Genomic DNA, 20,288 nt, shown 5'->3' on the forward strand with positions numbered 1-20,288 from the left:
TGGGCGTAGTATTTGCCAACAAATGAGTACCGCACCGATTGGCATTTTCGATTCCGGCATGGGTGGGCTGACCGTGGCCCGCGAGATTCGCGCCCAATTGCCGCACGAATCCATCCTGTACATCGGTGATACCGCCCACACGCCGTACGGCCCGCGGCCCATTGCGGAGATTCGCAAGTTCTCGCTCGAGATCATGGACGAACTCGTTGCCCAGGGCGTCAAGATGCTCGTGATCGCCTGCAACTCGGCAACCGCCGCGGTGCTCGCCGATGCCCGTGAGCGCTACGACGTGCCCGTGATCGAAGTGATCGCACCGGCGGTGCGCACGGCAGTGCGCGCCACCCGCAGCGGGCACATTGGCGTCATTGGCACGGTCGCGACGGTCGCATCCCGAGCCTATGAGGATGCGTTCGCTGCGGGCGTGGACATTCAAGTAACTGCACAGGCCTGCCCACAGTTTGTCGACTTCGTCGAACGCGGCGACACCACCAGCGATGAGCTCGTCGCCGTCGCCAACGAGTACCTGGCACCGTTGAAGTCGGCCGGTGTCGACACACTCGTACTGGGATGCACGCACTATCCGCTGCTGCAGGGGGTTATTAGTTACGTCATGGGCCCCGAAGTTGCACTCGTATCGAGCGATGTTGAAACCGCGAAGGACGTATATCGGGTGCTCGCGGAACGTAACCTGCTGAACACCAGCAACGAACCGGCGCAGTACCACTACCACGCGACTGGCAGCAGTGCCGAAGGAGCGTTCCTGGAGCTTGCCCACCGCATCCTCGGTGGTGAAGTAACCAGCGTGGAGCGGTACCGTACTGGTGTTATCGAACTGCCAGACTCGCTCACCATGCACAACAAACCGGCAGACACAACCGATACCGCGACCGCACCCAACACAGCGGAATAGCGGTATGACCCACGTATTTACGCAAGACCACCAACTTTCACACAACGCGGGAGCAACACTCATGAACAAGCGTGCAGACGGCCGAGCCGTAGACGAATTGCGCAAGGTAACGATCGAACGTGGCTGGAGCGAACAGGCCGAAGGATCGGCACTGATTTCGTTCGGTCGCACGAAGGTTCTGTGCACCGCATCGTTTACCCCGGGCGTCCCACGCTGGCTGACCGGCCAGGGCAAGGGCTGGCTCACTGCCGAATACGCAATGCTGCCTCGCGCTACGAATGAGCGTTCGCAGCGCGAATCGGTAAAGGGCAAGCTGGGTGGTCGCACGCACGAAATCTCGCGCCTGATCGGTCGCTCGCTGCGCGCTGCCGTCGACATGGAAGCACTGGGTGAGAACACCATCGTGCTCGACTGCGATGTGCTGCAAGCCGACGGCGGCACCCGCACCGCTGCCATTACTGGCGCATTTGTCGCCCTTGTTGACGCGGTTGACTGGGCCCGCACCAACAAGCACATCTCGCGCAAGGCCGAGGTCATTACCGACACCATCTCGGCGATCTCAGTCGGCGTCGTTGACGGTACGCCGATGCTCGACCTGCCCTACGAAGAAGACGTACGCGCCGACACCGACATGAACGTTGTCATGACCGGATCGGGCAAGTTCGTCGAGGTGCAGGGAACCGCCGAAGGCGAACCCTTCTCGACCGAAGAACTCATGGTGCTGCTGCAGCTTGCTACCAAGGGCAACGCCGACCTCGCACGCATGCAGGCCGAAGTATTGGCTAACTAATGCAGCGCGTCGTTCTCGCGTCCAAGAACGCGCACAAGCTGCAAGAACTGCAGCGCATCCTGCAGCCCGACCTGCCCAAACTCGAACTCGTGAGTTACGAGGGTGAAGCACCGGTCGAAAACGGTCTCACCTTTGAAGCCAACGCGCTCATTAAGGCGCGCGCGGCTGCCGCACAGACGGGTCTGCCGGCCCTTGCCGACGACTCAGGCATTTGCGTCGATGTGCTCGGCGGTATGCCCGGTATGTTTTCGGCGCGCTGGTCGGGACCGAACCGTAACGACCGCGACAACGTTGACCTGCTGCTGTGGCAGCTGAACGACGTGGCCGACGAATCGCGTGGTGCGGCGTTCGTGGCTGCGGCAGCGATCGCGCTGCCCGACGGTCGTGAAGTTGCGGTGCGCGGAACCTGGCCGGGCAGCATCCTGCGCGAAATTCGCGGCGAGGGCGGCTTCGGCTACGACCCGATCTTCTTGCCCGAAGGTTCGGCAGTTTCGTCTGCCGAAATGGCACCCGAAGAAAAGGATGCGCTGAGTCACCGTCGGCGTGCGTTCACCGCGTTAATCCCGCACATTCGCGAACTGCTTGCTGACTAGCGCGGTGCTCGCCGACTAGCGCGGCGCTCGCCGCGGGTTTTCGTTCGCCCGCGCATCCCATATGATGGGGTGATCTGCGGGAGTGGTGAAATTGGCAGACACGCAGGATTTAGGTTCCTGTGCTTTCGAGCGTGAGGGTTCAAGTCCCTCCTTCCGCACGCAGATGAAAACCCCGTACTTGCCAGTAATTTACTGGTGAGTGCGGGGTTTGTTGTGTTCGGGTGTAGGCCGGTTTGCCCACAACTTCTCCGCCCTATTTGCCGGAGGAGTCGGCGCGGCGCTAGCGGTCGTCTTGTTCGGTGTCCGGCGCTGCAGTGAGCTCAGTAATGAACGGTGCGAGGATAGCCGCCGTGGTTCGGGCGCGGCAAGCGCGGTAACCGGTGCCTGCCCAGAGGTTTTGCAATTCGGGGTCGTCGGCAGCTGCGGCCTTGATCGGGGCGACCAGCGCATTCACCTGCGGGTAAGCAGCCGGGGCATGCGCATCCATTCGATCGATGAACGTGTTGCGCAGTGCCCGTGCCGCACGGCCACTGAACGCGCGAGTCACGACCGTGTCGCGGGATGCGGCCAGTAGCGCCGCGCGATGGGCCGGTTTGGTGCCTGCTTCGGTCGCCGTGAGCAATAGCGTGCCGATCTGCACTGCAGCGGCCCCGGACTTGAGCAGTGTTCGCGCGGCAGCGGGGGAGTCGATGCCGCCGGCCGCAACAAGTTCAGTGTCCGTCTCTGCAGCCAGCGCCATGAGCTGCGGCAGCAAATCAATCGCGTCGAGGTCGTTTGGCTCCCTCGACTGGTCGTGCACGCTGCGGTGACCGCCCGCACTCGCACCCTGCACAATCAGCAGCGTCGGCTCGTTTGCCAAGGCCTCGAGGGCTTCTTCGGGTGAGGTTACGGTGACGGCGGTCGCGATGCCGTTTCGGTGCATCCGCTGCAATACTTCGGCATGAGGGTTACCGAACGCGAATGAGACCAGCGCGGGTTTGGCATCGACAATGGCATCGAGTTTGGCGAGGTAATCGTCATCTGAGGCGTCGGTGACCGCTGGCAGGCTCGTATTGAGCGTATTCGCAAGCGGCGCCAACACTTCGCGATAGCTCGCCACGGCCGCGGGATCGCTCGCGGTTGCCTCGGGCACAAATACATTCACGCCAAACGGGGCATTGGTGAGTGCCTGTACCTCGGCAATACGCTGCGCAAACTCGTCTGCGGTCAGATATCCGCCCGCGAGCATCCCGAGACCGCCAGCTTCGCTGACAGCCACGACCAGGGCAGGTGTTGTCGGGCCACCCGCCATGGGGGCGCCAAGGATGGGCAGTGCCAGGTCGTTGCACGAAAACATGTCTTCCAGAGTAGGGAAGCGATTGCATGCGGCGGGTGCCGACGTGCGGTTGGGACAGAACTCGGCGAGAAACCGCGTTGCCGATTGCAAATGCTCGTGAACGTTTGTCGTCCTGTGGATAACTCATGGTCGAAGTTGTGCGGGTAGGGCATGATGCCGCCCGTGACCGTCGCCAACACCATCGCCGAGCGCATCCGCAGCAGAGCGCGTACCGAAACGCTGGCTATATCTCGCACGAGCCCCGAAACGCAGCAGCTCGTGCGACAAGAGGTGCGCGCGTACTACGACCAGCACGGCATGGGCCATGCTGCGGCGGATGCGGACAGCCCCGCTGGTATAGACGCGGCCGAGCAGCAGACCGTCAACGATGTGCTCGACCAAGTGGCAGGTCTCGGCCCACTGCAGCAATACCTCGATGACCCCACGATCGAAGAGATCTGGATCAACGCGCCGAGCCGACTGTTCGTCGCACGAAACGGTGTCACTGAATTGACCGATACCGTGATTCCTGCCGAACAGCTCCGTGCACTTGTCGACCGAATGCTGCAACACACCGGGCGTCGCATCGACGTATCGAGCCCGTTCGTAGACGCATCGCTTCCTGACGGTTCGCGCCTACACGTGGTGATTCCCGATATTTCGCGGAAGTACCCGGCCATCAATATCCGTAAATTTGCCCGCCGCATCCGTGACCTCGGTGCCCTTGTTGAACACGGCGCACTCACCACAGAAGCTGCGACGTTCTTGCACGAAGCGGTTCATGCCCGGTGCAACATCATCGTTTCGGGTGCCACCCACACCGGAAAGACCACCATGATCGGGGCCCTGTTGGCGGCAGTGGGCGCATCGGAACGCATCGTCACCGTCGAAGAGACCTTTGAACTTGATGTGGTCGCCCGCGACATTGTGGCCATGCAGTGCCGGCAGCCATCCCTCGAAGGTACCGGTGAGATTTCCCTGCGCCGGCTGGTGAAAGAAGCATTGCGGATGCGGCCCGATCGCCTGGTCGTCGGCGAAGTACGCGAGGCCGAAGCGCTTGAGCTGCTCATCGCCCTGAACTCGGGCCTGCCCGGCATGTGTTCAATCCACGCCAATTCCGCCCGCGACGCGCTCATGAAGCTCTGCACGCTGCCGCTCTTGGCAGGCCGCAATATCGATGCGGGATTCGTGGTGCCCACGGTGGCGTCGGCGGTCGACCTCGTGGTGCACCTTGGCCGCGATCGGAACGGACACCGGCAAGTGCTCGAGATCATTGCCCCAACCGGCAGCGTGCATGGCGGTGTGATCGAAACACAGACGGTCTTTGCTCGAAAACGCGGAGAACTCATCCACCAAGGTCCGAGACCCCACCGACTCACACACGACCAAGAAGACACCCCACACGCCGACAGCGAATACCGCCCGCACCACGAACAGCGAGCAATCCGATGATCGCGCTCGCCATCGCGCTATGCGCCGGAGCGGGCGTTGCCAGTATCTGCAGCGTCTGGATCTGGCCTACCAGCGCCACCGTCGGTATCAACCTCGCCGGAATCCGCGAACTGCTTCAGCGAGCCCAACTTCCAAACACTTCAGTGACCGGGTTCGTGACCATGAGTCTGCTCAGCGGACTCATCAGCGCCGGTCTCGGGCTCGCGCTCACCGGGCTCGGCATCATCGGCCTGCTCACCGGCCTGATCGGTCTCATCGCGCCAACGCTCATACTCCGTCAGCGAGTGCACCGTCGCGCCCAACAATTACGGGCAATTTGGCCAGACCTCATCGACCAGCTCGTCGCCGCCGTGCGATCCGGTATGGGGCTGCCGGATGCACTCGCGAGCCTTGCGCAGACCGGTCCCGAAGCCGTCCGGCCCGGTTTCGCCGCCTTCACCACGACGTATCGCGCTACCGGATCATTTCGCACCGCATCCCGCGCCGCCAAAGACATACTCGCCGACCCCGCCGCCGACCGACTGCTGGCAACCCTAGAAATGGCCAACCAAGTCGGCGGTACACAACTCGTCCCCATTCTGCGGACATTCGGTGCGCACCTGCGCGAAGCACAACACGTGCGCCACGAAGTCGAAGCTCGTCAGGGCTGGGTGGTCAACGCCGCTCGCTTGGGTGTGATTGCCCCATGGATCGTGCTCCTGCTGCTCACCACCCGACCCGAAGCCGCAACCGCCTACAACACGCCAACCGGTAGTGCGGTCATCATCGGCGGCGCCATCGTCACCGTCGTCGCCTACCGGCTCATGCTGCAACTCGGCAAACTGCCAGAAGAAGGGCGGTGGTTCGCATGAGCGTGCTGTTTGGTCAACTGCTCGTCCTCGGTACAGTGCTCGGCATCGGCCTATGGACCTGCCTTACGTGCCTACCGCAGCTTGCCAAGCCACGCCTGGTCGACAAACTTGCCCCACACGTCATCGACATCAGCGAGAACGCACGCCAACACCACAACCGAACCAGCGCCGAACCGCTCCCATTCGCGGGCACCCTCATCCAGCCACTCATTGCCCGCATCCAACGCCTGCTCGTCAGCGTCGTTGGCGGTGAAACTGCGATTCGCATGCGACTTCGGCAAGCGGGCAGCTGGCAACCGGTCGAGCAGTTCCGCATGCAACAAGCCGCTTGGGCGGTGGGCGGTGCCGGCATGGGGCTCGTGATCGCCTGCCTAGTGGTAAGCCGCACCCCAAGCGCATGGAACGTGCTGGTGCTTGCCCCAATCGCATTCGGAATCTCCGGAGTCGGTGCCAGAGAACTCCTACTTCGCACGCGAGCCGCCAAACGCATGCGCCGAATCACCAGCGAGTTTCCTACCGTCCTCGAATTCATGACCCTTGCGCTCGCGGCCGGTGAAAGCGTATTCGACGCTATGAAACGCATCGGTGACCTCGAACACAGCGAGCTGGCCCGGGAATTCGCCGCGGTAATTCGCAGCATCCAAACCGGAGTACCAACCGCAACGGCACTGCGAACCTTCTCGAACGAACTCGGCTACCTCCCGCTCCAGCGAACCTGCGACCACATCATCACCGCCATGGAACGCGGCGCGCCCCTTGCCGAAGTGCTCCAAGCCCAGGCCGCCGACGCGCGCGTACTCGAAAAGCGTGCCCTGCTTGAACAAGCCGGACGAAACGAAATCCGGATGATGTTCCCACTCGTACTGCTCATCCTGCCCGTCACCGTACTGTTCGCGATTTACCCCTCGTTCTTCGTCCTCACCAGCACGTTTTGACGCCATCGCACCCAGCGTGCGGCCAACAACGCTGCAGTTCCAATACTCCAGTAGTCCAACGCCAGCCACATGCCAACCCCACCCACTGACACCGAAAGATCATCCACCGTGCCCACATTCATCCAGACCGTCACCACCCTCATCGCTACCGTCATCAGCAACGTCTACGCGTTCGCGAACCGCCGCATCCTTCAAGAAGAACGAGGAGATGTACCCGGATGGGTCCTCATCGCCGCAATGTCGGCAGGGCTCGTCATCCTGATCTGGGCGCTCGCGGGACCGCTGCTTGCAGGCGTCTTCGAAGACGCAGTCAACCGGGTCACCGGCAACTTCTAGTGATGAGCACCTCGGTCGCCACTCGATTGCAGCGATATTGGCTGCGGCTGCCGCAACGGATGCGGTGCGATCGTGGTGCGAGCACCGTCGAGTGGACCCTCGTTGCGGCGCTGCTGACGGCGCTGTTTTGTGCGGTCCTGCAGGTGGGATTCGCGCTGCACATTCGCACGACACTCATCGATGCGGCTGCCGAGGGAGCGCGTATTGCTGGTCTTCGCGACGCGACACCGGCTGATGCCGAGGAACGTACCAGGGAGCTCATCGATGCGGCGATCGCCAACAATTACGCCGGTGAGGTGCACGTGCAGGTAGCTGATGACATCGCTCGGGTTACGGTTCGGGCGCCGTTGCCGCTCGTTGGCACACTCGGGTTGCCCGACGTTTTAGAGGTGGATGCGATTGCGCCAGTGGAATAGCAAATGGCAGTTGGCGTGCGGTCGCGACCGTACGATCCGCAGAATCTTGGCACGCGAACGGGGGAGCGCATCCATCGAGTTTCTCGGACTCGGCGTCGTACTGCTGTGCCCAATCGCCTATGGCATGGTGCTGCTGACCTCGCTCGAACAATCAATGCTGGCCACCGAGCTCGCCGCTCGAAATAGCGCGCGCGTGCTCAGCGCCGACTTCGAGTCGGCGGAGGCACAAGCACTTGCGCAACTGCATATCGAGGGTGCGCTCGCGAACCACGGCTTGGATCCGCAGGCTGCGGCAATCCACATCGAATGCGCACCTGACCCCAACTGTCATGTGCTCGGAGCCGAGCTCACGGTCACTGTTCGCGTCACGCAATCGCTGCCGTTCCTGCCGTTTGGTGATGCGCTTGGGCAAATTCCGGTCGAGTCATCGGCGACATTTCCGCGCAGCGCCCAGAGCAAGGCGCACGAGGCGGAACTCGGGGGAGCGAGCTGATGCCCGCGGTTGATCCACGCCAGCAACACAGGCTGCCGCGCTTCGCCAAATCACAGCCAACGCATGGCCAGTATCTGGGAACGCTCGGTTCCCGAATCCGATCGCGGCTGCGCGAAGCACGCGGCAGTATGCTCCCGTTGCTGCTGGGCTTCGTGGCGATTGCGCTGCTCGTCGCGTTCACCATCGGTGCCAGCGCCGACGCCTACGTCACACGCAAACAACTGTTCTCGATTGCGGATGCGGCAGCCCTTGCCGCCGCAGACTCGTTCGATCTCGACCAAGTCGAGTTTGTTGCCGGGCAAGTGCCTCGCGCCACGCTCGATAGCGAACAGGCGCGGCTAATCGCGACGCACTATGTCGAGCAGTTCGCAAAGCACGGCGCACGGGCGGATGCGGTCACGGTCGAACACGGGCGGGTGCACGTTACCGTCACCGGCCTCTGGGACCTGCCGATCGCATCCGGAGTACTGCCACACGGTTTCGAGATCACGGTCAACGCATCAGCACGGGTGCAGTTCAACTAGGCCGGGCGATACCGCGCCAAACAGATGACACCACTCGAATAGGGTGCCGGGAACCGGCTGAACGGCCACGGTAAGCTAGGCAGATCATGATCAACCTCGATATCAGCAATGAAATCGCTCAGCTGCGCGCAACGTTTGCCAGCGTCAGCGAAGTGCTCGACCCGGCGGCGCTACAGGCGCGCGTCGACGAACTCGAGGTCGCCGCATCCGCACCAGACCTTTGGGACGACCCGGATGCAGCCCAGAAAGTCACCAGCGCGCTCTCGCACGCGCAGGCCGATCTCAAGAAGCTCGGTGCCATCGAACAGCGCCTCGACGACCTCGAAGTGCTCGTCGAACTCGCAAATGAAGCCGAAGACGAGGACTCGGCCGCCGAAGCGCAGCAAGAACTCAAGCAGATCACCAAGGTGATCGAAGACCTCGAAGTGCAGACCCTGCTCGACGGCGAGTACGATGCCCGCCCCGCGGTCATGACAATTCGTGCGGGTGCCGGCGGCGTTGATGCGGCCGACTTCGCCGAAATGCTGCTGCGCATGTACACCCGCTGGGCAGAGCAGCACGACTACCCGGTATCGGTGCTCGATACGTCATATGCCGAGCAGGCTGGCGTCAAGTCGGCGACGATCCAAGTCGACCAGCCCTACGCATTCGGTACGCTGTCTACCGAGGCTGGCACGCACCGCTTGGTGCGCATGAGCCCGTTCAATTCGGCAGGATCTCGCGAAACAAGCTTCGCTGCAGTTGAAGTTGTGCCGCTAATCGAGCAAACTGACCATATTGATATTCCGGATAACGACATACGCATTGACGTATTCCGTTCGTCCGGGCCCGGCGGACAATCGGTAAACACCACCGATTCCGCCGTACGCATTACGCACATTCCCACCGGAATTGTTGTGTCTTGTCAAAACGAAAAATCTCAGATCCAGAACCGCGCCGCAGCGATGCGAGTGCTGCAGTCGAGACTGTTGCTACAGCAGCAAGCCGAAGATGAAGCCAAGAAGAAAGAACTTGCTGGCAACATCACTGCGAGTTGGGGCAACCAGATGCGTTCCTACGTACTGGCCCCCTTCAAGATGGTGAAGGATCTGCGCAGCGGTTACGAGACAGGCAATCCGGACAAAATGTTCGACGGCGATATTGACGGCTTTATCGCCGCCGGTATTCGTTGGCGCAAGACCAACCAGAACGCCACTTCGTAACGCTGCACCGCTACCGGAAGCCTTCGGCAGCGTCCAACTACGTGCGAAGGAATTTGGAAGTCGTGAGCGAAACTACTTCCGCGCCAACGGCGCAAAAAAAGGGAATCGAGAACTTCTCATCCCGAAACGTGTTCATCCTCGCTGCTATCGGTTCGGCAGTAGGCCTCGGAAACATCTGGCGTTTCCCATACGTGGCCTACGAGAACGGTGGCGGCGCGTTCATCATCCCGTACCTGTGCGCCCTTATCGGCGCCGGTATTCCGCTGCTCTTCCTCGACTACGCGATCGGTCAGCGCTACCGCGGTTCGGTGCCGCTGTCGTTTGCGCGCATTTCGCGGTGGATGGAGTCCCTCGGATGGTGGCAGACGCTCGTGTGCTTCATCATCGGTATCTATTACGCGGTGATTGTGGCGTGGGCTGCGATGTACTTCATCTTCTCGGCGAACCAGGCTTGGGGCGAAGACCCGAACGGGTTCTTCTTCGGCGAGTTCCTGCAACTGAGCGACAAGGTTGAGGTCGGCTTCGACTTTGTTGGCGGCGTTTTCTGGCCGCAGCTGCTGGTTTGGGTCGTCGTCTTCGTTGTTCTCGTGCTCGGTGTCAACAAGGGTATTGCCCGCGCAAACCTGATCTTCATGCCGCTGCTGCTCGTCATGTTCATCGCCATGGTGGTGCAGGCACTGCTGCTGCCAGGCGCAACCGACGGCCTCAACGCACTGTTCACCCCGAACTGGTCGGCACTCGGTGACCCGATGGTGTGGACTGCTGCCGTGGGACAGATCTTCTTCTCGCTGTCGGTCGGCTTCGGCATCATGGTCACCTACGCGTCGTACCTCAAGCGCAAGACCGACCTCACCGGTTCGGGTCTCGTTGTTGGTTTCGCCAACTCGAGCTTCGAAATCCTCGCGGGTATCGGTGTGTTCGCGGCGCTGGGCTTCATGGCTAACGCCAGTGGCACTGGCGTCAACGAAGTTGCCGACGCCGGTATCGGTCTGGCCTTCGTTGCCTTCCCGACGATCATTTCTGAAGCACCTGCAGGCGGCATCATCGGTCTGCTGTTCTTCGGTTCGCTGCTGTTCGCGGGCTTTACGTCGATGATTTCGATCATTGAGGTTGTTGTTGCTGCCGTTCGTGACAAGCTGGCGATCTCGCGCGTAGCCGCCACCATCACGGTTGTGGCGATCATGGCAACGGTTTCGCTGCTGCTGTTCCCAACCACCACCGGTCTGTACGTGCTTGACGTCTTCGACGAGTTCATCAATAAGTACGGCATCCTTGCTGGCGCGCTGGTCGCAGTCATCGCGGTCTCGTGGATCGCTCGCAAGCTGCCTGTGCTCAGCCGTCACCTGGACAAGCTCAGCTCGTTCAAGACCGGCCGTGTCTGGATGGTCATGGTTGGCGCTATCGCACCAATCGCGCTGACCGTCATGCTCGTCAACGACGTCATCAAGAAGATGGAAGAAGGCTACGGCGGCTACGACGCCGCGTTCGTAGGCCTTTACGGATGGGGAATGGTCGCGGCAGTTGTCGTCGGCGCCATCATCCTCACGCTGCTGCCCTGGTCGAAGCGCGCTGACACCAGCTTCGACGAGGACGCCGAAGACGCCGAGGTTCACGCCATCTACGTCAATCGTCCAGACACCCCGGATGCTCCGCTCGAGGCCGACGCATCCACCGAAACCGAAGGAGCCAAGTAATGACTGGTGAAGCCATCATCATGATGACCGTGGCGCTATTTTGCGTGTGGGGTGGGCTGATCGCTGTTACCGCACGTCTTATGTCGCGCGGTACCGATAAGGACAACTAACCCGAAAACACCGCAACCCGAAAACTGCTGGGTTGCTGGATGCTCGCATCCCTTCCGCGCGTCGCCCCCGCAATACTGCGGGGGCGACGTAGCGTTAGAACGTCATGATCAGATTCGACCACGTATCCAAGACGTTCCGGGGACAGAAGTACCCCGCACTTGATGACGTCACATTTGAAATTCTTCGTGGCGAGTTTGTCTTTCTCGTCGGTCCTTCGGGCTCGGGTAAGTCAACTGTGCTGCGCCACATCTTGCTTGAAGACCATCCGACCGAAGGGCACGTGAACGTGCTCGGCCAGGACCTCAGCAAGATCTCCTCGCGAAAAGTTCCGTACTACCGCCGTAACGTCGGCATGGTTTTCCAGGACTTCCGTCTGCTTGCCAACAAGACCGTGTACGAAAACGTTGCGTATGCGCTCAAGGTGCTCGGTCGCTCCCGCGCGCAGATCCGCCAGGCGGTGCCAGAGGTGCTCAAGACCGTTGGCCTGGTAGACAAGCAGCGCCGTTTCCCGCACGAGCTCTCGGGTGGTGAACAGCAGCGTGTGGCGATCGCCCGCGCCGTGGTGAACAAGCCGGCAATTCTGCTAGCCGACGAGCCCACCGGTAACCTCGACCCGACGACCTCGCGCGAGATCATGAGCGTGCTGCGCCGCATCAACCGAAACGGTACGGCGGTCGTCATGGCGACGCACGACGTATCGATTGTTGACGAAGAGCGTAAGCGCGTTATCGAGCTGGATGCGGGCTCGATCGTTCGCGACGAAGCCAGCGGCGTGTACACGCCCGAGATCGTCAAGTACGAAGCCCCCGAGTCGCCCGAAACCGCCGGCTCGGCACCGCGCAAAACCATCGCCGAGGCGATGGCGGCCCGCGTTGCTGCACCCGACCGCGGCGTGACCGTGTCGATCGAAGAGGTCAGTTCGCCCACGAGCCGCCTTCCCGACGAATTCCATGACGACGGTGAAGACCTCGACAACCCGAACCTTGGCAATGCCGGCCCCGGTGCGAAGGGAGCCCGCTAGTGTTTGGATTCATCTTCGGTGAAATGTGGCAGGGCCTGCGCCGGAACACCTCGATGGTGGTTTCGGTCGTGCTCGTTACCTTCGTGTCGCTGACGTTTGTTGGTGCGGCGATTATGCTGCAGTTCCAGATTCAGTCGATGAAGACCTATTGGTACGACCGCGCGCAGGTTGCCGTTGACTTCTGCCGTGACATCTCGACCTCACCCGATTGCGCGGCAGGTCAGGCAACACAGGAACAGAAGGATGCGGTCGAGGCCGAACTCAACGGCGACGCGCTGCGCCCGTATGTGTCTGAGGTGTACTTCGAGAATCAGGATGAGGCTTACCAGCGTTTCCTTGAGCAGTTCAAGGACGACCCCATGGTCACCTTCGTGAAGCCTGAACAGCTCAACGAGACGTTCTGGGTAAACCTCACGAACCCGCAAGACTCGGACATCATCATCCAGACCCTGACCGGAATGCCGGGCGTTGAACTCGTTAGCGACCAGCGACAGTTCTTGGACTCGATCTTCTCGGTCTTGAACGGTGCGAGCCTCGCCTCGTTCGGTGTCGCCCTGGTGATGTTGATTGCTGCGGTGCTGCTGATCGCGACCACGATTCGGCTCTCGGTATTCTCCCGCCGCCGCGAGCTGCGAATCATGCGCCTCGTCGGTGCATCCAACGGATTCATCCAGGCGCCGTTCATCCTCGAAGGGGTGTTTGCCGGATTCGTTGGCTCGGTACTGGCGTCGCTCGCCGTCGTCGGCACAACGCACTGGTACGTTGAGGGCCATTTGGCGGCCTCAAGACCCGGCCTGCAACTGGTTTCGGTCTGGCCGCACGCGATTGGCACTTCGGCCATCATCATCGTGATCGGTGTGCTGCTCGCGGGTATCGCGTCGAGCATTTCGATTCGAAGGTACTTGCGCGTCTAGACTTGTAGACAGTTTGATCGTGCCGTCCGGTGCTACGGGGAGTGGGACACGCATCCCACGGCTCGCTACCGTGACGGCACGATTGTTTGTACGGCTGGCTCGTGCAACGTGATTCACCGCGCGTAGTGCCCGGTACACCGGGACTTCGCGCATCAACATCAAGCATTTGGAAAGGAGGTCAGCAATGCCTCGTGAACAGGGCAAGAAAGTGATTGCCTCGAACCGCAAAGCCCGACACGATTACCTGATCCAGGACACCTATGAGGCCGGCATCGTGCTTTACGGCACCGAAGTGAAGGCGCTTCGCCAGGGTCGGGCTTCGCTCGTCGACGGGTTCGCACACGTCGAGAACGGTGAGATGTGGCTCGAAGCCGTACACATTCCCGAATACTCGCAGGGCACGTGGAATAACCACGCGCCGCGCCGCAAGCGCAAGCTGCTGCTGCACCGGGATGAGATCACCAAGATTGCGGCGAAGACCCGCGAAGGTGGATATACGATCGTGCCGCTGCAACTGTATTTCTCTGACGGCCGCGCCAAGGTCGAGATCGCGATCGCGAAGGGTAAGCGCGAGTTCGACAAGCGCCACGCACTGCGCGAGCGGCAAGATCGCCGCGAAGCTGAGCGCGCAATGAGCGCACGACGCCACCTGGGCGAATAAGTAAGCTCGGGCAGACTTCGCGAACCGTTGGTCTGCACAACGAAAACGGGTCCGGATGCGATTGGTTACGCATCCGGACCCGTTCTGGCTTGTGGGCTACTTGACCTTGTCGGCCGCAGCGAGGGCGGCGTCGCGGGCTTCGTCCATGTACGCAGCGAGTGAGACACCGGTCATGGCCATCTCGGTGCCCACACCTGGCTCAACTTCCTTCCACTTGTCGAGGAGTGCCTTGTCGGCAGCTTCCTCGGCGGCGATGGCTTCTTCCATCAGCTTCTGGAGGTCGGGGTAGAGGGGCTTGCCGGCTTCGGTGGTTGGCTCATTGTTCATGAGCAGGTCAACGACCTTCTGGTTAGCGTCGGCGGCCTTCTGATACGCGTCTGCGGCAGCGTCGCATGCGGCCTGGAAGTCGCTCATGAAGCACGATTCCTTGTAGTTCTTTGCCATCTTCTTGGCGTAGTCAACATAGGTTGCTTCGTGCGCCTTAGCGTACTTTTCGCGCGTGTCCTTGGCGTACAGGTTCGGGCAACCGCTGTCGGAATCGCAGGTGTAGAACAGGTTGGTGCCTTCGATCTTGACCTCGTCACCCTTCTTGAGCGTCATCGCGTCGGGCATGGTGGTCTTCAGATCGTTGGTGAAGTCGCCGAGGGCATCGGTGTAGACGTCGTAGTTCGCGCAGAACTCTTCCTGCATCTTGACCGACTTCTCGGATGCGGTGAGGAACTCCTCGGCGTTCTTACGCTGCTCCTCGAGCTTCTTGGCATCCTTCTGGGCCTGACGGTAGGCCTCAGAAGCGTCAGCGCCGTCTTCGGCAGGCAGGTCCGGTGCCTTCGACTCTGCGAGGGTGTTGTAGCGCTCACGCACGTCGGGCATGATGGCGCAGGTGTCCTGCAGCGAGGCGAGACCGCTCTTGCCGAAGTTGTAGAACGTGGCACCCGAGCTGCGAACGAGGTTGGCAACGTCGGCAGCGTTCACCGAGTCGATGTTCTCGGCGGTCCAGATGTCTTCGTATTCCTGCAGGTCGGTCTGGAACTGCGCGGCGAGCTTGTCTCCCTTGTCGACGTTCTGCTGGTGCAAGAACCACGGGATACCAATCGCGGCGGCGATACCGAGCAGAATCACGGCGACGAGCGGAATCATCACAGCCTTGCGCTTGTGCCACGGCTGCTTCTTGCCGTCGTTGTTGGTGTCCTGCGGTCCCTGCGGTCCGTTTGGATCCTGCAGTCCGTTTGGATCATGCGGTCCGCCCGGTGCGGGGAACGGCTGCTGACCTGCGGGTCCTACCGGTCCAACCTGTTCGGCGCCAAGGGGAGTGATGAGTTCGGGTTCGTGCCCGGTGCCATCGGCGAATTCACTCGCCTGCTGTGGCCAGCTTGAGTCGGGCTGATAGGCCTGGGTCGCCTGCATGTCCTGCTGCGTGGCGTGGTCGAAGCCACCGGCCGGGTATGCGGCGGTTGCGGCGAGGTCGCCCGATCCGAATGCCTGGGTCGGTTGTGCGTCTGTGGCCGGGGCGTCGTTCGTCCAGTTGCCCGCGGTCGACCAGGATGCGGCGGCTCCCGCGGCAGCAGCAGTTTCGGCACCCGAGGCGGTTTCGTCCCGGTCGTTAGTACCTTCGGTCTGGTCCTTCAGCTCGCCCGCTGCGTCGCTGTCGGCGGAATCACCGGTAGCGTCGTCACTCGCTGCAACTTCCGCCTGCGGCGCGCCCCAGGCGTTCTGCTCAGGCTGTGCTGGTGGCTGCGTTTCGGATTGTTCAGGCTGCTCTGCTGCGTCGGTCTGCTGTGGCATGTCGGCCTGTGGGAAGGCCTGCGTTGGTTCGGATGCTGCTGGCTGGCCCCACTGGGGAGACACCGGCGGCATTTGCTGGCCCGGCTGACCAACCTGCTCCTGGCCAAACTGGGGCTGACCGAACTGGCTCTGGTCGAACGGAGCCTGGCCAGGCTGCTGGCCCTGTGGTGGCTGGTTCCACTGTGGCTGCTTCCACTGTGGCTGCTGGCCCCACTGTGGCTGAGCGCCCTGGAACTGCTGAGGCTGTTCCGGCTGTCCTGGTTGTGGCTGGTTAAACCCGGGCTGCGAGCCGGTGCCGAAGCTTGGTGCCGACGGCATGCTGTTGTTGTCGTTGTTGGTGGGGGCAAAGGGGCTGGCCTCTGGGGTCGAACCGTTGCCGAACGACGGAGCCTGCGGCATCGCATCCTGTTGAGGTACCGAGGGTGGTTCGCCCTGCGTGGCTGCAGCCTCGGACTGGTCTTGATTGTCCGCGTGCTGCCGGCCAAATGGAGTTGGCCAACCGTTCTGCGAATTTTGCTGTTGTCCCTGCGGGCCCCAGGTGTTGCCGCCTTCGTTCCAAGTCATATGTCCAGGATACGGACTGGCGGCGAGATGGGGGAGTGTTGGGCGGCAAATGCACCTGAAGGAGTACTGAATGCTACTGGTGCTGGCAGTGAACTAGGCACTATGCTTGGGAGATCGACCACTCGGTCGGTACATAACTCAATAGCGAAGCTGAGCAAGCTTTCGCGTTCATGGGGATGATCGGTTTCGACATTGCTTGTGAAACTGCGTGAAGCGGGTCGAGGATGCGGGGTTATCTCGTTAACGCCCCTCGCAAAAATAAGTGCAAATAACAAGCGCACTGACTTCGCCCTCGCTGCCTAATTAATCCAGCGAGCCCGAGTCCGTCAGCCTAGATACGCGTTCGATCTAGTTCCTGGCGTCATTTAGAACGCTAGCTACGTAGCTGTGTTGCAGGGCTGCGTGGGACGTTTACTGCAGCTGGGTTCGTCGGCCAAGGTGTTTGCCCCCATGGCCGGAACCGAGTAACACGCCTGGCAAACTGCACCCGGAGAAGCCGCAGCTCCTCAGTAATGGACGGGGGTTCAATTCCCCCCATCTCCACTCGATACACGCCCTCGACTGCCTAGGTAAACGCTGGGGAGTCGGGGGTGTTTGTTATTGCATCGTTGCGGCTTGCCCACAATTTGTCCACGTCGTTGTTACGTGTTGCCGCAGTGAGGTCGTGGCTATGGTCTAGGTTGTGACCTCGCGTTTCGTCTTGGGGTCCCCGGCTCGAGCGAGGCGGTTAAGGTTTAGGAATGAACGCATTCTCGTTTGCGTTGCTGCTTGTCGTAGCGCTGATAGCTCCGCTGCTTTCGCTTTGGAAGCGATGGGGCATACCCATTGTTGTCGTCGAGATTCTGATCGGACTCGTGATTGGCAGGAGCGGGCTCGGGGTGATCGACCCGGCCGATCCCACGCTTTCATTCATGGCGGGCACCGTCGGCTTTGCGCTGGTGATGTTTGTTGCGGGCACGCATGTTCCCGTTGGTACGCCGGGCATCGGCAACGCAATGGTGCGCGGCGGGATGCGCGCGGGCCTGATCGGTGTACTGGCGGTTCCTGCCGGTTTCGGTATCGCGGCACTGTTCGGCACGGACAACGCCTGGCTGTATTCGGTGCTGCTGGCGTCATCGTCCGCGGCCGTCGCGATGCCGATTCTGCAAGGTGTGCCACGGCGGGACGACTATCTTGCGCTGGTTGCGCAGATCGCGGTTGCCGACATCGCCTGTATCGTGGCCTTGCCGTTGGCGCTCGAACCGTCAAATGCGTTGGTGCGCTGCCTCGGACTCGCGGTCGTTACGCTGCTTGCCGTAGGAGTGTTCGCGGTGCTGAAGACTACGGCGGACTCGCGCGTGCGACAAATAATTCACGACGAGACCCGAGAGCGTGGACTCGCGTTGGAACTCAGAATCTCGCTCGCACTGCTGTTTGTGGTGGTCATGGTGGCGTCGCTTTTCGGTATCTCTGCGATGTTTGCCGGATTTATGCTTGGGGTTGCCGTTGCAGCTGCTGGCGAACCGCGGCGAGTGGCGAAACAGGTCTTTGGCCTAACCGAAGGGTTCTTCGGGCCGCTGTTCTTTATCTGGTTGGGAACCACCGTCGACGTCAAAGCAGCATTTGCGAATCCGCAGATGTTGCTGCTGGGTCTGGTGCTCGGTGTGTCAGCGTTGATTCTGCATGCCTCAATGGTGTTGACCCGGCAGCCGTTTGGCTACGCCTTGTTAACGAGTGTGCAACTTGGGGTGCCTGCAGCGGCGGTAAGTATCGGGGGAGCGCTCGGGGTGTTTCGCGAGGACGAGGCGGCAGCAATTCTGCTCGGGGCCATCATTTCACTTGCCGCGACGGTTATCGCCAAACCCCGGCTGAAGTCGGCCTCGTAGCGGATGTGCGACAACAGCGAGGCGCGAAACTGATGCGGTCGTTCGAGCTACCGCCCTATGCAGTTGCCTGCTGATAGAGCTTGAATAGATGCGCGACGAGGTCCCTTTCATCGAGCCCCGGTTCGAGCCCGTAGGCCCGCTCCACTGCGTCGTCGAGCTTCTTGTGTGCCGCCGTGAGTTCGGGGTACATCCAGTCATGGTCAGCTCGATACATCTGGGCGATGGTCGTATCTGGATATAGCTGACGGGCGTCGAGAATCTGTTGTGCCAATCGGGAAATCTCTTCTTCTTGCCGGTTACTAACTATTGGCCAGATGAAGTTGTTGTATACCACGCCGGCTGAGTAGCGGTAGTCAGACTTCAGTCGACCAGCTACAGTTCGCATCCAAGCATTGTGGATGCGTGACTGCAGAACGCCAAAGTGGTACGGCGTGGCATTCGGTACAAGCCGCACAAGGTTGCTCGCCAATGCGTCTGGCGTGATAAAGCCGATCGGGATATATCGGCGAGTTTCTGAAGACACTTCAGGCACGAGGATTGAATCTGCCTCGGGCATGTTTTCCACGTGGAATCTTGCGGGGGTAGCGGCAAGTTTCTGGGTGGGAGCGCTCTTACTGGACAAGCGGAACTCGCGAACTGCTTGGATCCTCTTAACGCTTTCTGGGAGTCTTGCGAGTTCCGCGGGGGATGCGTCGCCGAGCCAGAGGACCCAGCGTTCTATGCCTTTGATGAACTCTTGCGAGCCGTACCAGCGCTTGAAGTATTTTTCAGCGAACGGTTCCTTGGCAAGAAACTCAGTTTTTTCTTCGCGACTGAACAGGTAGTTCCCGCCATCAATAGGCTTGTTGCCGATTCCCATTTCAGGTACATCGCAGAGCGGCTTTGGCCTGTTCCAAACGAATACGTCGGGTGCGTCTTTCAAGTACGCATTGAGCTGTGACGGATGCTCAACAACTGGGTGTGCGTCGACACTGGAGTAGTGGAATAGCGTCTTCGGGCCGCCAAGCTTCGAGAACCCAACGATGATGACGAAAACGGCGGCCTGACCAGCGGAGTCGTTTACCCAACGGAAGGTGTCATGCGCGAAGTCGATTCGCACACCAAGGTCATAGATCGGCGACCAGACATTGGCGACCTGCTCACCCTGGCAGATGGAGTTCGTAGAAACAAAGGCGCAACGGACTGGGTGGTTGGCGACAAATTGAGCCGCCTTCATGTACCACCCGGCGACATAGTCGATGTTTCCAGCATTCTTTGCGCCTTGAAAGACTGCTTGAAGTTCTGCCTTTTGCTGCTTCGACTGATTACGGGCGCCCAAGAACGGCGGGTTGCCGATGATGTAATCGCACTCTTCAGGTTCGATAACGTTTTTCCAGTCGAGGGTGAGAGCATTCCCTAAGACGATGTTCGCCGAGTCCTGCAGCGGAAGGTCTTTGATCATCGAGGTAATGATTGATTGTGCCTCAGCGTTCGCCTGCAACTCGGCAATCCACAGGGCAGTTGTCGCGACGTTCACCGCAAAATCGTTGATCTCAATGCCGTGGAATTGCCTGAGCGATACTTTCAACGGCGAAAGTGTCTCATCGAGCGCGAATGCCATTTGATAGTGCTGCAATTCCGAGAGAATCTTGTTTTCGAGCTTGCGCAACTGAATGTACGTTTCGGTCAGGAAGTTCCCCGAACCACAGGCAGGGTCGCACAACTGGTCACGATGGATACAAGACCCCAGCGCGGAGCGGTGCCATCGGATCGCGTCGATACCGGCAATGAACTGGGATTCCTGGCTGGGGCAATCGTTTGGCGATTATGCTACCGAACCGCTAAGTGTCCGGCACGTCTCTACCCCGGCTGGCCTCCAA

General features: G+C 60.8%; 20 protein-coding genes, 1 tRNA gene and 1 other RNA gene. 19 read left to right on the forward strand and 3 right to left on the reverse strand.

What is annotated here, in order from left to right; translation table 11 throughout:
* The first annotated feature begins 22 nt into the window (after window positions 1-22).
* The 4 genes from murI to ZBI01S_RS07770 all read left to right on the forward strand — a co-directional run bounded on the left by murI (window position 23) and on the right by ZBI01S_RS07770 (window position 2,451).
* A complete protein-coding gene (murI, locus tag ZBI01S_RS07755; protein ID WP_066058772.1) occupies window positions 23-910 on the forward strand; it encodes a glutamate racemase in 888 nt (295 codons plus the stop codon).
* A gap of 61 nt (window positions 911-971) precedes the next feature.
* Complete coding sequence (gene rph, locus ZBI01S_RS07760) at window positions 972-1,700, forward strand: ribonuclease PH (protein ID WP_066058824.1); 729 nt, start codon at window positions 972-974, stop codon at window positions 1,698-1,700.
* Complete coding sequence (gene rdgB, locus ZBI01S_RS07765; RefSeq protein WP_066058775.1) at window positions 1,700-2,293, forward strand: RdgB/HAM1 family non-canonical purine NTP pyrophosphatase; 594 nt, start codon at window positions 1,700-1,702, stop codon at window positions 2,291-2,293. The genes rph and rdgB overlap by 1 nt, the downstream gene beginning before the upstream one ends.
* Window positions 2,294-2,369: 76 nt before the next feature.
* Window positions 2,370-2,451 (forward strand) — tRNA-Leu (locus ZBI01S_RS07770).
* Between the two features lie 122 nt (window positions 2,452-2,573).
* Here the strand turns inward: ZBI01S_RS07770 and ZBI01S_RS07775 are convergent.
* Window positions 2,574-3,629 carry a nitronate monooxygenase gene (locus ZBI01S_RS07775; protein ID WP_066058779.1) on the reverse strand — a complete coding sequence of 352 codons (1,056 nt, stop codon included), beginning with the start codon at window positions 3,627-3,629 and terminating at the stop codon, window positions 2,574-2,576.
* Between the two features lie 153 nt (window positions 3,630-3,782).
* Here ZBI01S_RS07775 and ZBI01S_RS07780 point away from each other — a divergent pair, with 153 nt between their 5' ends.
* The 13 genes from ZBI01S_RS07780 (at window position 3,783) to smpB (ending at window position 14,218) form a co-directional block, all read left to right on the forward strand.
* The gene (locus ZBI01S_RS07780; protein ID WP_066058828.1) at window positions 3,783-5,060 is read left to right on the forward strand and encodes a TadA family conjugal transfer-associated ATPase; all 1,278 of its coding nucleotides are present in this window, start codon (window positions 3,783-3,785) and stop codon (window positions 5,058-5,060) included.
* Complete coding sequence (locus ZBI01S_RS07785; protein WP_066058782.1) at window positions 5,057-5,911, forward strand: type II secretion system F family protein; 855 nt, start codon at window positions 5,057-5,059, stop codon at window positions 5,909-5,911. Before ZBI01S_RS07780 ends, ZBI01S_RS07785 begins: the two co-directional genes overlap by 4 nt.
* Window positions 5,908-6,846 carry a type II secretion system F family protein gene (locus ZBI01S_RS07790; RefSeq protein WP_066058785.1) on the forward strand — a complete coding sequence of 313 codons (939 nt, stop codon included), beginning with the start codon at window positions 5,908-5,910 and terminating at the stop codon, window positions 6,844-6,846. The genes ZBI01S_RS07785 and ZBI01S_RS07790 overlap by 4 nt, the downstream gene beginning before the upstream one ends.
* 153 nt (window positions 6,847-6,999) lie before the next feature.
* Window positions 7,000-7,182, forward strand: a complete 183-nt coding sequence (locus ZBI01S_RS07795) for a hypothetical protein (RefSeq protein WP_066058831.1) — start codon at window positions 7,000-7,002, stop codon at window positions 7,180-7,182.
* 2 nt (window positions 7,183-7,184) lie between these two features.
* Window positions 7,185-7,598 carry a TadE/TadG family type IV pilus assembly protein gene (locus ZBI01S_RS07800; protein ID WP_245610581.1) on the forward strand — a complete coding sequence of 138 codons (414 nt, stop codon included), beginning with the start codon at window positions 7,185-7,187 and terminating at the stop codon, window positions 7,596-7,598.
* A gap of 46 nt (window positions 7,599-7,644) precedes the next feature.
* Window positions 7,645-8,091, forward strand: a complete 447-nt coding sequence (locus ZBI01S_RS07805) for a hypothetical protein (protein WP_066058788.1) — start codon at window positions 7,645-7,647, stop codon at window positions 8,089-8,091.
* Between the two features lie 128 nt (window positions 8,092-8,219).
* Window positions 8,220-8,615 carry a pilus assembly protein TadG-related protein gene (locus tag ZBI01S_RS07810; protein WP_159421460.1) on the forward strand — a complete coding sequence of 132 codons (396 nt, stop codon included), beginning with the start codon at window positions 8,220-8,222 and terminating at the stop codon, window positions 8,613-8,615.
* Between the two features lie 86 nt (window positions 8,616-8,701).
* The gene (prfB, locus tag ZBI01S_RS07815; protein WP_066058792.1) at window positions 8,702-9,817 is read left to right on the forward strand and encodes a peptide chain release factor 2; all 1,116 of its coding nucleotides are present in this window, start codon (window positions 8,702-8,704) and stop codon (window positions 9,815-9,817) included.
* Between the two features lie 62 nt (window positions 9,818-9,879).
* On the forward strand, window positions 9,880-11,511 hold the full coding sequence (locus ZBI01S_RS07820; protein WP_083524627.1) for a sodium-dependent transporter: 1,632 nt from the start codon (window positions 9,880-9,882) through the stop codon (window positions 11,509-11,511).
* Window positions 11,511-11,621, forward strand: coding sequence for a MetS family NSS transporter small subunit (locus ZBI01S_RS09735; RefSeq protein WP_110477070.1), 111 nt, complete (start codon window positions 11,511-11,513; stop codon window positions 11,619-11,621). Before ZBI01S_RS07820 ends, ZBI01S_RS09735 begins: the two co-directional genes overlap by 1 nt.
* Before the next feature lie 104 nt (window positions 11,622-11,725).
* On the forward strand, window positions 11,726-12,643 hold the full coding sequence (gene ftsE / locus ZBI01S_RS07825) for a cell division ATP-binding protein FtsE (protein ID WP_066058795.1): 918 nt from the start codon (window positions 11,726-11,728) through the stop codon (window positions 12,641-12,643).
* Entirely contained in the window at window positions 12,643-13,557 is a 915-nt protein-coding gene (gene ftsX, locus ZBI01S_RS07830; RefSeq protein ID WP_222822380.1) for a permease-like cell division protein FtsX, read from the forward strand. Before ftsE ends, ftsX begins: the two co-directional genes overlap by 1 nt.
* Before the next feature lie 184 nt (window positions 13,558-13,741).
* Window positions 13,742-14,218, forward strand: coding sequence for an SsrA-binding protein SmpB (gene smpB, locus ZBI01S_RS07835; protein WP_066058797.1), 477 nt, complete (start codon window positions 13,742-13,744; stop codon window positions 14,216-14,218).
* Between the two features lie 96 nt (window positions 14,219-14,314).
* Here smpB and ZBI01S_RS07840 read toward each other — a convergent pair whose 3' ends face one another.
* Window positions 14,315-16,564 (reverse strand): hypothetical protein, encoded by a 2,250-nt coding sequence (locus ZBI01S_RS07840; protein WP_066058799.1) that lies wholly within the window; start codon window positions 16,562-16,564, stop codon window positions 14,315-14,317.
* A gap of 172 nt (window positions 16,565-16,736) precedes the next feature.
* Between ZBI01S_RS07840 and ssrA the strand changes: the two genes are divergently transcribed.
* Window positions 16,737-17,110, forward strand: a transfer-messenger RNA (tmRNA) gene (ssrA, locus tag ZBI01S_RS07845).
* A gap of 194 nt (window positions 17,111-17,304) precedes the next feature.
* The gene (locus ZBI01S_RS07850) at window positions 17,305-18,429 is read left to right on the forward strand and encodes a cation:proton antiporter (RefSeq protein WP_066058802.1); all 1,125 of its coding nucleotides are present in this window, start codon (window positions 17,305-17,307) and stop codon (window positions 18,427-18,429) included.
* 55 nt (window positions 18,430-18,484) lie between these two features.
* Here ZBI01S_RS07850 and ZBI01S_RS07855 read toward each other — a convergent pair whose 3' ends face one another.
* The gene (locus ZBI01S_RS07855; RefSeq protein ID WP_110477071.1) at window positions 18,485-20,197 is read right to left on the reverse strand and encodes a class I SAM-dependent DNA methyltransferase; all 1,713 of its coding nucleotides are present in this window, start codon (window positions 20,195-20,197) and stop codon (window positions 18,485-18,487) included.
* Window positions 20,198-20,288 lie beyond the last annotated feature (91 nt).

Source organism: [Zimmermannella] bifida NBRC 103089, from assembly GCF_001570925.1.
Lineage (GTDB): Bacteria > Actinomycetota > Actinomycetes > Actinomycetales > Microbacteriaceae > Gulosibacter > Gulosibacter bifidus.

Bases quoted from the DNA above. Each gene is read 5' to 3' on its own strand.
- murI (WP_066058772.1), top strand. From the start codon at position 23: ATGAGTACCGCACCGATTGGCATTTTCGATTCCGGCATGGGTGGGCTG.
- rph (WP_066058824.1), top strand. From the start codon at position 972: ATGAACAAGCGTGCAGACGGCCGAGCCGTAGACGAATTGCGCAAGGTA.
- rdgB (WP_066058775.1), top strand. From the start codon at position 1,700: ATGCAGCGCGTCGTTCTCGCGTCCAAGAACGCGCACAAGCTGCAAGAA.
- ZBI01S_RS07775 (WP_066058779.1), bottom strand. From the start codon at position 3,629: ATGTTTTCGTGCAACGACCTGGCACTGCCCATCCTTGGCGCCCCCATG.
- ZBI01S_RS07780 (WP_066058828.1), top strand. From the start codon at position 3,783: ATGCCGCCCGTGACCGTCGCCAACACCATCGCCGAGCGCATCCGCAGC.
- ZBI01S_RS07785 (WP_066058782.1), top strand. From the start codon at position 5,057: ATGATCGCGCTCGCCATCGCGCTATGCGCCGGAGCGGGCGTTGCCAGT.
- ZBI01S_RS07790 (WP_066058785.1), top strand. From the start codon at position 5,908: ATGAGCGTGCTGTTTGGTCAACTGCTCGTCCTCGGTACAGTGCTCGGC.
- ZBI01S_RS07800 (WP_245610581.1), top strand. From the start codon at position 7,185: ATGAGCACCTCGGTCGCCACTCGATTGCAGCGATATTGGCTGCGGCTG.
- ZBI01S_RS07810 (WP_159421460.1), top strand. From the start codon at position 8,220: ATGCTCCCGTTGCTGCTGGGCTTCGTGGCGATTGCGCTGCTCGTCGCG.
- prfB (WP_066058792.1), top strand. From the start codon at position 8,702: ATGATCAACCTCGATATCAGCAATGAAATCGCTCAGCTGCGCGCAACG.
- ZBI01S_RS09735 (WP_110477070.1), top strand. From the start codon at position 11,511: ATGACTGGTGAAGCCATCATCATGATGACCGTGGCGCTATTTTGCGTG.
- ftsE (WP_066058795.1), top strand. From the start codon at position 11,726: ATGATCAGATTCGACCACGTATCCAAGACGTTCCGGGGACAGAAGTAC.
- smpB (WP_066058797.1), top strand. From the start codon at position 13,742: ATGCCTCGTGAACAGGGCAAGAAAGTGATTGCCTCGAACCGCAAAGCC.
- ZBI01S_RS07840 (WP_066058799.1), bottom strand. From the start codon at position 16,564: ATGACTTGGAACGAAGGCGGCAACACCTGGGGCCCGCAGGGACAACAG.
- ZBI01S_RS07850 (WP_066058802.1), top strand. From the start codon at position 17,305: ATGAACGCATTCTCGTTTGCGTTGCTGCTTGTCGTAGCGCTGATAGCT.